General features: G+C 64.4%; 13 protein-coding genes. 2 read left to right on the top strand and 11 right to left on the bottom strand.

What is annotated here, in order from left to right; all coding sequences use genetic code 11:
• Position 1: 1 nt before the first annotated feature.
• On the bottom strand, positions 2-943 hold the full coding sequence (msrP, locus tag CRO48_RS22905) for a protein-methionine-sulfoxide reductase catalytic subunit MsrP (RefSeq protein ID WP_097142091.1): 942 nt from the start codon (positions 941-943) through the stop codon (positions 2-4).
• 201 nt (positions 944-1,144) lie between these two features.
• Between msrP and CRO48_RS22910 the strand changes: the two genes are divergently transcribed.
• Together CRO48_RS22910 and CRO48_RS22915 are read left to right on the top strand one after the other, a co-directional pair.
• Positions 1,145-2,536 carry a DegQ family serine endoprotease gene (locus CRO48_RS22910; protein ID WP_097142092.1) on the top strand — a complete coding sequence of 464 codons (1,392 nt, stop codon included), beginning with the start codon at positions 1,145-1,147 and terminating at the stop codon, positions 2,534-2,536.
• Positions 2,533-3,843 (top strand): replication-associated recombination protein A, encoded by a 1,311-nt coding sequence (locus CRO48_RS22915; RefSeq protein ID WP_097142093.1) that lies wholly within the window; start codon positions 2,533-2,535, stop codon positions 3,841-3,843. Before CRO48_RS22910 ends, CRO48_RS22915 begins: the two co-directional genes overlap by 4 nt.
• Before the next feature lie 34 nt (positions 3,844-3,877).
• Here CRO48_RS22915 and CRO48_RS22920 read toward each other — a convergent pair whose 3' ends face one another.
• The 10 genes from CRO48_RS22920 to CRO48_RS22960 all read right to left on the bottom strand — a co-directional run bounded on the left by CRO48_RS22920 (position 3,878) and on the right by CRO48_RS22960 (position 8,841).
• Positions 3,878-4,216 carry a DUF1883 domain-containing protein gene (locus CRO48_RS22920; RefSeq protein ID WP_097142094.1) on the bottom strand — a complete coding sequence of 113 codons (339 nt, stop codon included), beginning with the start codon at positions 4,214-4,216 and terminating at the stop codon, positions 3,878-3,880.
• Positions 4,217-4,359: 143 nt separating this feature from the next.
• A complete protein-coding gene (locus CRO48_RS22925; RefSeq protein ID WP_245423632.1) occupies positions 4,360-4,656 on the bottom strand; it encodes a hypothetical protein in 297 nt (98 codons plus the stop codon).
• Between the two features lie 29 nt (positions 4,657-4,685).
• Complete coding sequence (locus tag CRO48_RS22930) at positions 4,686-4,874, bottom strand: hypothetical protein (protein WP_097142095.1); 189 nt, start codon at positions 4,872-4,874, stop codon at positions 4,686-4,688.
• A 3-nt stretch (positions 4,875-4,877) separates the two neighbouring features.
• Positions 4,878-5,795, bottom strand: coding sequence for a 4-hydroxy-tetrahydrodipicolinate synthase (dapA, locus tag CRO48_RS22935; protein ID WP_097142096.1), 918 nt, complete (start codon positions 5,793-5,795; stop codon positions 4,878-4,880).
• Positions 5,796-5,814: 19 nt separating this feature from the next.
• The gene (locus CRO48_RS22940; RefSeq protein ID WP_097142097.1) at positions 5,815-6,273 is read right to left on the bottom strand and encodes a hypothetical protein; all 459 of its coding nucleotides are present in this window, start codon (positions 6,271-6,273) and stop codon (positions 5,815-5,817) included.
• 15 nt (positions 6,274-6,288) lie between these two features.
• Positions 6,289-6,510, bottom strand: a complete 222-nt coding sequence (locus tag CRO48_RS22945; protein WP_097142098.1) for a hypothetical protein — start codon at positions 6,508-6,510, stop codon at positions 6,289-6,291.
• Positions 6,511-6,736: 226 nt separating this feature from the next.
• The gene (locus CRO48_RS32335; RefSeq protein ID WP_176526851.1) at positions 6,737-6,895 is read right to left on the bottom strand and encodes a hypothetical protein; all 159 of its coding nucleotides are present in this window, start codon (positions 6,893-6,895) and stop codon (positions 6,737-6,739) included.
• Between the two features lie 37 nt (positions 6,896-6,932).
• Positions 6,933-7,250, bottom strand: a complete 318-nt coding sequence (locus CRO48_RS22950) for a chaperone modulator CbpM (protein WP_097142099.1) — start codon at positions 7,248-7,250, stop codon at positions 6,933-6,935.
• Between the two features lies 1 nt (position 7,251).
• Positions 7,252-8,163, bottom strand: a complete 912-nt coding sequence (locus tag CRO48_RS22955) for a DnaJ C-terminal domain-containing protein (protein WP_097142100.1) — start codon at positions 8,161-8,163, stop codon at positions 7,252-7,254.
• Between the two features lie 171 nt (positions 8,164-8,334).
• Entirely contained in the window at positions 8,335-8,841 is a 507-nt protein-coding gene (locus CRO48_RS22960; protein WP_097142101.1) for a hypothetical protein, read from the bottom strand.
• Positions 8,842-8,879: the final 38 nt, after the last annotated feature.

An 8,879-nucleotide genomic window follows, 5' to 3' on the forward strand; every position in this document is an offset into this window, starting at 1 on the left:
GTCAGAAATTCGCTGCCAGATCCATGCCGGCATAGAGGCTTGCAACCTCTTCCGCATAACCGTTGAAGGGCAGCGTATTGCGCCTGCTGCCGCCAAAGAAGCCGCCTTCGCCGATCCGGTTCTCCGTCGCCTGGCTCCAGCGCGGATGGTCGACGGCCGGGTTCACGTTGGCATAGAAGCCGTATTCGTTCGGGGCCGACAGGTTCCAGGTGGTCGGCGGCTGCTTGTCGGTCAGCGTGATCTTGACGATCGACTTGATTCCCTTGAAGCCGTACTTCCACGGTACGACGAGCCGCACCGGCGCGCCGTTCTGGTTTGGCAGCGTCTTGCCGTAGAGGCCGACGGAAAGAATCGTCAGCGGGTGGCGGGCCTCGTCAAGACGCAGTCCCTCGACATAGGGCCAGGGCAGGGGCTGGAAATATCCCGACTGGCCCGGCATCTGTTCCGGCCGCACCACCGTCTCGAAGGCGACATACTTGGCGCTTCCGAGCGGCTCGACCTTGTCGATCAGGCTTGCCAGGGGAAACCCGATCCAGGGAACAACCATGGACCATGCCTCGACGCAGCGCATGCGATAGGTCCGCTCTTCCAGCGGCATCGCCATCAGCTCGTCGAGACCGAATTCCTTCGGCTTGGCGACCATGCCGTCGACCTTGATCGTCCAGGGAGACGGCTTGAAGTCGCCGCTGTTAGCGGCCGGATCGCCTTTTCCCATCCCGAACTCATAGAAGTTGTTGTAGTTCGTGACGTCCTTTTCCGGCGTGAGCGGTTCGTCCACCCTGAACGACGACGGTGATGCCGTGAGATCGGCGGCAATCGCCCCGGCGGATGATGTCAGCAGCATGCTGCCTGCTGCAGCGCCCATGAAGGCGCGCCTGCTCAGGAACAGGCTTTCCGGTGTGATTTCATGCGACGCGATCTTCGGCGGGTGATAGGCAGCCATTGGTGAGTTCCTTTGACAAGTGCAGTCACCGTGTATGTACGTAAGGAATGACGCCAAAGTTACAGCCGCGCCCCCACGTCGCCGAGCACAATTTCGTGTGCCGGCCGTGAGTGGCAATTGCACCCGCGACCGTTGGCGCATTTGCCTTTTTTCGTGCGAAATCTTATCTGAACGTGGCGGCAACGAAAGGGAGAATCTTTTATGAAATTCGGCCAAGGCCTAGCCACCGCAACCCTCCTGCTGCTCACCGTCACCTCGCCCGCAGTCGCCCAGGACAAGACCGTTCCCGCCTCGCAGATGGAGATGCAGCTTTCCTTCGCGCCGCTGGTGAAAAAAACCGCCAACGCGACGGTAAACGTCTATGCGGAGCGCGTCGTCGAGCGGCGTTCGCCGTTCAACGATCCCTTCTTCGAGGAGTTCTTCGGCCAGCGCATGCCGAACCGGACGCAGAAGCAATCCTCGCTCGGCTCCGGTGTAATCGTCGGCAAGGACGGGATCGTGGTGACCAACAATCACGTGATCGAAGGCGCCGACGATATCAAGGTTGCGCTGAGCGATGGCCGGGAATACCCCTGCACGGTGTTGCTCAAGGACGACCGCGTCGATCTCGCCGTGCTGAAGATCCAGACGAGGGAGACGTTCGATGCGCTGCCTCTGGGCGACAGCGACGCCGTCGAGGTCGGCGATCTGGTGCTGGCGATCGGCAATCCCTTCGGCGTCGGCCAGACGGTCACGAGCGGCATCGTCTCGGCGCTGGCGCGCAACCAGGTCAAGGCCGGGGACTTCGGCTTCTTCATCCAGACCGACGCCTCGATCAACCCCGGCAATTCCGGCGGCGGCCTGATCGACATGAAGGGCGAGCTGATCGGCATCAACACGGCGATCTTCTCCCGTGGGGGCGGATCGAACGGAGTAGGTTTTGCGATCCCGGCCAATCTTGTGAAGGTCTTCGTCGCAAGCGCTATCGGCGGTAACACCACCTTCGACCGTCCCTTTGTCGGCGCGACCTTCGATGCGGTCACCTCCGACGTGGCCGAGGCACTTGGCCTGCACAAGGCCCGCGGCGCGCTCGTATCAAAGGTCCTTTCGGGAAGCCCTGCGGAGAAGGCCGGGCTGAAGCCGGGCGATGTCGTGCTAGCGGTGAACGGTATCGCTGTCGAGCATCCCGATGCGCTCGGCTATCGGCTGGCGACGGTCGGCATCGGCGGAACGGCCAAGCTGACGGTCAGCGACGGCGGCAGGCAGGAGCAGTTGACGATCGCACTCGACCGCCCGCCGGAAACCACGCCGCGCGACGAAAGGCTGATCGAGGGCCGCAATCCGTTCTCCGGCGCCGTCGTTGCCAATCTGTCGCCGCGCGTGGCCGACGAGCTGCGCATGCCGGCGGGCTCGGTCGGCGTGGTCGTGACCGACGTCAACCGCGGTTCGCCCGCCGCCCGCATAGGCCTGCAGCCGCGCGATATCATCATCGAGCTCAACGGCACCTCCGTCGCCTCGACGGAGGTTCTGGAGGGGCTCGTTTCCGACGATCCCTCCGTATGGCGGGTAGAGATCGAGCGGGACGGCCAGCGTATCCGGCAGTTCTTCCGATGAGCGATCTCTTTGCCCCGTCCGAACCGGCAGGCATGGCAAGCAGGCGGCCCTTGGCCGACCGGCTGCGCCCGCAGTCGCTCAAGGACGTGGCGGGGCAAGAGCACCTGACCGGCGAGGACGGGGTGCTGTCGCGCATGATTGCGTCCGGCTCGCTTGGCTCGATGATCTTCTGGGGACCGCCAGGTACCGGCAAGACGACCGTGGCAAGGCTCCTCTCCGGCGAAGCAGGGCTCGCCTTCGAACAGATTTCCGCGATCTTTTCCGGTGTGGCGGACCTGAAGAAGGTGTTCGACGCCGCCCGCCAGCGTCGCATGGGCGGTCGCCAGACGCTGCTGTTCGTCGACGAGATCCATCGCTTCAACCGTGCGCAGCAGGATAGTTTCCTCCCCGTGATGGAGGACGGTACGATCATTCTCGTCGGTGCGACGACCGAGAACCCGTCCTTCGAATTGAATGCGGCGCTTCTGTCCCGCGCGCGCGTGCTGACTTTCAAGTCGCACGACGAAACCAGCCTTGAGGAGTTGCTGAAGCGTGCCGAGGCGACGGAGGAAAAGCCGCTTCCGCTGGATGCCGATGCCCGCGCCGCACTGATCCGCATGGCCGATGGCGACGGCCGCGCCGTGCTGACCCTGGCCGAAGAGGTCTGGCGGGCGGCGCGCCCGGGCGAAATTTTCGGGCAGGACGCGCTGTTTCGCATCGTCCAACGCCGGGCGCCGGTCTACGACAAGGCTCAGGACGGCCACTACAATCTGATTTCGGCGCTGCACAAATCGGTGCGCGGCTCAGATCCGGATGCAGCCCTATACTATCTCTGCCGCATGCTGGACGCCGGCGAGGATCCGTTGTTCATCGGCCGGCGGCTGGTGCGCATGGCGGTGGAGGACATCGGGCTTGCCGATCCGCAGGCGCTCGTGATCTGCAACGCGGCGAAGGACGCCTACGACTTTCTGGGTTCGCCGGAAGGGGAACTGGCGCTCGCGCAGGCCTGCGTCTACATCGCCACCGCGCCGAAATCGAACGCCGTCTACAACGCCTACAAGGCGGCCACCCGCGCGGCGAAGGAAAACGGCTCGCTGCTTCCGCCCAAGCACATCCTGAACGCTCCCACGAAGCTGATGAAGAGCGAGGGCTACAACGAAGGCTATCGCTATGACCACGACGAGCCGGACGCCTTTTCCGGGCAGGACTATTTTCCGGAGAAGATGGGCCGCCAGACCTTCTATGATCCGCCGGAGCGCGGCTTCGAGCGCGATATCCGCAAGCGTCTCGACTGGTGGGCCAAGCTGAGGCGCGAGCGCAACGGCTGACCTGCCTGGATGCCATGGGGCCGGTTGTCAGCCCTCAGCGTTGGGCGGATTGCCGCGAGGGCGGGAAAAATCTGGGTCCGGCCGGTGCCTTGGGCTTCGGCACGACGCGGATGGACGATTCGACCGTGCCTTTGTGGCCTTCCATGTCGATGACCACGTGCCAGTGCGCATCTTTCGGGATCTTCAGGCGGATGGGCGACTTTTTCGCCACGCCGCCCAGGAACTTGTGATTCCTGGCATTCTTGAACAGATCGAAATCGGCATGCGTCATCAGCCTGACATTGGCAATGGCCGAAAGCGTGATCTCGATGACGACACCCTCGCGGATGTCCTGGAGATCGTAGTGGGTATAGGGGATGGAAGTCTGAGCCATTGCCGTCCTGTCTGCCTTGGTCCGCCGCCATCATGCATGGCAGCGGTTAAGGATCGGTTGGTGCAGGGCGTTGAAAGTCGAGGCGCGCCGGTAAGGCCAACGGAACCGACGGTGCGTCGGCGCGCCAAAAGGAAGAGGTGGGATCAGCTCCGTGCAGGGTTGACGGCTGACGTCCGCCGGACCTGGCGCTGCCGCGGGCGCTGCGCCCGCCGCGAGAGGTTTTCGAGCTCTACCGAAAGGCCCTCCGGCGCGCGGCACACGGCGGCGGGATTGCGGTCGCTCTCGTCCCTGGCGAAATGCATGGCGGCGTCCTCGCTTGCGAAGAGACCGCCGACCTTGCCGAGCTTGTCCTGCACGACCCACCAACCGTGATGGTCGCGCCCGACCGTGAACCGGGCGGGCCTGGTTGAGACGTGCAGGCGGTGTGTTCGACTACCCATGATGCAGATTTCCTCTGTTGACGATGGTGTTAACCTGCCGACCAGTGGCCGATCAGCTGTATGGCGCCGGCAATCAGGATGGTGATGCCGAGCCGCAAGCCGATGTGGCGCAAAGCCAGCATTCCGGGGCTCTGGGCCGAATCGGGTCCCGGGCCGGGCGGAAGGGATTTCGGAAGCGGCGCTTCTGTGGCCGCCGGTTCGATGTCGGGGCTAATCATGGGCTAGGCCGTCCGGCTCATGAGTTCGGCACGTTCCGGCAAGGTGGAGACGGCACGGCGCAAATGCTTCTGCACCTCGAGCGAGGGGGGTGTCAGCGGCAGCCGCACTTCGGGCGAAAGCCCGAGGACAAACGACAGCGCGTCCTTCGTGCAGGCGACCACGTTTTCCGCCTCCAGTGCGGTCAACAGCGGGGTCAGCCGCTCCTGCAGGGCATAGGCGACGTCGACATTGCCTGTACGCAGCGCATTATGAAGTGCCGAGGTCAGGCGCGGGGTGACGTTCGCGGCAATCGAAAACGCGCCGCCACCACCGCAGAGGCTGAAGGGGCAGGCCGCCGCCTCGTGGCCACAGTAGTGGAGCAGGCGGGTTCGCAGCTCGGGCGCCGTCTGGGCAAAGCGCGAGACGTCGCCGGTGCAATCCACGAGGGCGACGACGGAGCCGATCGTCGCCAATCGTTCCACAGTGCGGGGTGTAAGATCGACGGCGGTGCGCGCCGGTGCGTTGCAGATGATCAGGGGAATATCGACCGCCGCCGCTACCGCTTCGAAGTGGCGGAAGATGCCTTCCTGCGACGGCTTGCTGTAGTAGGGTACGGTCAGCAGCGCCGCATGGGCGCCGAGCGCCCTGGCTTGCTCCGTCAGCGCGATGGTGGATTCGGTCGAATTGGTGCCGCAGCCGACGAAGACCGGCACGGTGCGCTCGGCGACCTCCACGGCGGTCTGGATGACGCTGCAGCGTTCGTCCATCGTCAGCGTCGGCGCTTCGCCGGCTTCGCCGCAGACGACCAGGCCGCTGATTCCGCTCCTGATCTGCCATTCGATCAGGGTCAGCAGGCCGACCCGATCGAGTTCACCGCCGCGAAAGGGGGTGACGAGATCGCAGACGGCGCCGCGCGGGAGAAGGGAATGGAATGGGGACATAGGGGACTCCGTGGCAAATTCAGGCGTCGGTGCAGCCGGAGGCGACGAGGGCCGCCAGCAGGGCGGCGGCCCGGTCCGGATGGTGGGCGGCGTGAATGCGTGGGCGCCGGCCCCGCTGCGCTGCCACCGTTGCAAGCCGGCAGCTCCAGATTCCGCTTACCTGCGATAGCTCCAGCAGTTCGCGCCGAGGCGCCGCGGATGCTGCCAGCAGCAGGATCGCGCCACCAAGATCATCGCGTTCCATCAGTTGCCGGAACCGGGCATAGTCGTCGCGCGCCTCGCGAAAGCCGGCGAGGCCCGGCAGCACGCGCACCGCCTCCCAGACGAGGTGCTCGCGCAGGACGCGGGCGGCGGAGATCCTGCGGCGCAGTGACGCTACCGAATCGGTCGTATCGTCGTTGCGATCCGCATCGGTGTCGCCGGGTTGACGGCGCATGCCCGTCGGAAAGGGGGCAATCGGGCTGGTGTGTATCGGCATGATCGCAGCTCGCCGTCAGCCGAACAGGATGAGCCAGCCGGTGCCGGCAGCGATCAGTGCCAGTACGATGCCGAAGCGGACCCGCGCGCCTTCGCGTTCGCGATGCCGACGTCCACCGGCCTCCGGTAGTCGGCGGCGCATCCGCCGCGCTCTTTCGGCGGCACGTATTGTTGCCTTGGCGAAGATCGTCCGGGTGCTGAGCGGCGTTTGGGCGCCATGTTCGTGATGGGTGGCCATGACATCGTATCCAGTTGACGATGCCGGGAATCTAGAGGGGTCTGGGATAGGATTTCGATTGGGAAAGGCCGCGCCGAACGTAAAAAAATCATAAGGGTCGGCGGAAGCGGGAGGAGGGCGGGCAAGGCTGCCTGGCCCGCCTCAATCGGCTCGACTGCGAAGCAGGAAGGGCCGCATGCGTGCTGTCACCCTCCTTGATCTCGCCGGTGCCTTTCCAGCGGGGGGATCAGTTCTTGCTGTCGTCGAACTTTGGCGGAGCGATCGGGTCGCTGGCCGGAAACGTCTCTTCCAGCGCCTCGTCGAGATATTCGTCGTCCTTCTGCTTCTCCTTGGCCTTTTGCTGCGGGCTCTTCGGGGCAGGCTTTTCGGGCTTGGTCGTGGGCATGGCAATCTCCTGGTCGTGATGATGACAGAGCGGCGGCTCAATGTTCCTCGTCGATCAGGGCGAGAATGCGCCGCTGGACCTCTTCGTCCTGGCTGCGGATGGCCTGCATCAGCAGGCCCAGTCTACCACGCAGGCCGTGGATCTGGTCGAGGAGTTGCATGGCGACGTCGACGCCGTCCTCGTTGACCCCCATCGGGCCGATCAGGTCCTGTATCAGCCGTGCACGGGCGAGGTCGGAGTCATGGAACTGCCGTGCCCCGTCCCGTTCTTCCGGGACCAGCCAGCGATGCTCGATCCACGTGTCGAGAATGGTGATCTCGATTTCGAGGGAACGGCAGAGTTCGGTGTCTTTCATGTCAGCCTCCCATGTGCCGGCGCGGGTTGTGCGCCTTGCCCGTCTCCCAGCCTTCGACGAAGGCGGTCAGGTCCGGATCGGGCGCCTGCGGCAGAACGACCTGCAGCGTGACATAGGCGTCGCCGTGCCCGCCAGCCTTCCTGTGCAGTCCCTTGCCCTTCAGGCGCAGGGTCTTGCCGGTGTTCGAGTTTGCGGGAATCGTCACGTTGACGGCACCGTCGAGCGTCGGCACGCGGATCTTGCCGCCAAGAACGGCTTCGCTCAGCGAGATCGGAACGTCGTATCTGACGTCGTCCCCGTCCTGCCGGTAGAACGGATGCGGCCGCACGCTGATTTCGATCAGTGCGTCGCCCGCCGTGCCGCCGTTGAAGCCGGGCTCGCCCTTGCCGCGCAGCCGCAGCGTCTGCCCGTCGCGCGTGCCTGGCGGGATAGTGAGATCGAGCGGCGGCCCGTCCGGGAGGTTGATCTGCTTTTTCGCCCCGTTCGCCGCCTCCAGGAAATCGATCTCCATCGAAAAGTGCGCGTCGCGCCCGCGGCCGCTCTGCTGACGGCGCCCGCGTTGCGAAAAGAAGCTGGAAAAGATGTCGTCCGTGTCGCCGAAGTCGGAGAAGCTGTGCGCACTCTCATATCGACCTGCGGTATCGCCGGCCGACGCGTAGTCACGGTAGTACTGCCGCGGCGGCGTCTCCGCGCCGGTTTCGTCGATCTCGCCGCGGTCGTATTTCCCCCGCTTTTCCTCGTCGCCGAGCAGCGCGTAGGCCGCAGAGACGGCCTTGAACTTCTCCTCGGCCTGCTTGTCGCCGGGGTTGAGGTCTGGATGCAGCTTCTTGGCGAGCTTCCTGTAGGCGCTCTGGATGTCCTTCTGGGTCGCGTTCTTGCTCACCTCAAGGACTTCATACGGACTGCGGCTCATGCGGACTTCCTTCGAACCATGTTTTCATCGTGAGGCGGGACGGGAAAACTGCGCGACGCCCGCGATGCATGCAGCGTGTCACGTCTCGGCCTCGATCTCAATCATAGAGCGGCCTTTGAAAATGGACAGGGTTCGGGCATGAGTTGCTGCGCCGAAGGCGAGCGGTGGACGTCATTGTCGCTTGAGCGCGATGTCGCTCGTCGTCACCATCTTGCCGCTGGAAGGATCGCGATCAATCGTCCGCAGCCTCAGGCCGTTCGCACCGACCTTTTCGATGATCATCTCGGCTGCGCGATCCCCATTGACGAGCTTGTTCCAGCGGACCGCAAGATCGATTGCATTGCCCTTGCGGCGTCCCGATAGCGCCGATCGCCCGCCGGCGGGTCCGACATAGATGCCACCGTAGCGATTGCCGCGGGCCGTGAGATCGGCCGAAATCGTTCGGTTGACCACGAGCATGCCGCGACAGGTCGCCTTCATCGACACCGATGCGTCCCCGGCGGTCGAACGCAACCGGCAATTGACATTGATCGCCGGCTTGCCGATCCGCATGATCACCGTGCCCCTTCCGCTCCATTCGCCGGCAAGCGATCGCAGGAAGGGGCGCTCGTCCGCATTTGCGGTTGTTGCAAAACACAGGATCAAGGGAATGCAGAGCAGTCTTGCGATACGCGGCATCGCAGCACCTCGCGCCAATGAAACATACCTCGACCGGG

Origin of the sequence: Rhizobium subbaraonis (assembly GCF_900220975.1) — a bacterium.
In the GTDB taxonomy this organism is placed as follows: Bacteria; Pseudomonadota; Alphaproteobacteria; order Rhizobiales; family Rhizobiaceae; genus Mycoplana; species Mycoplana subbaraonis.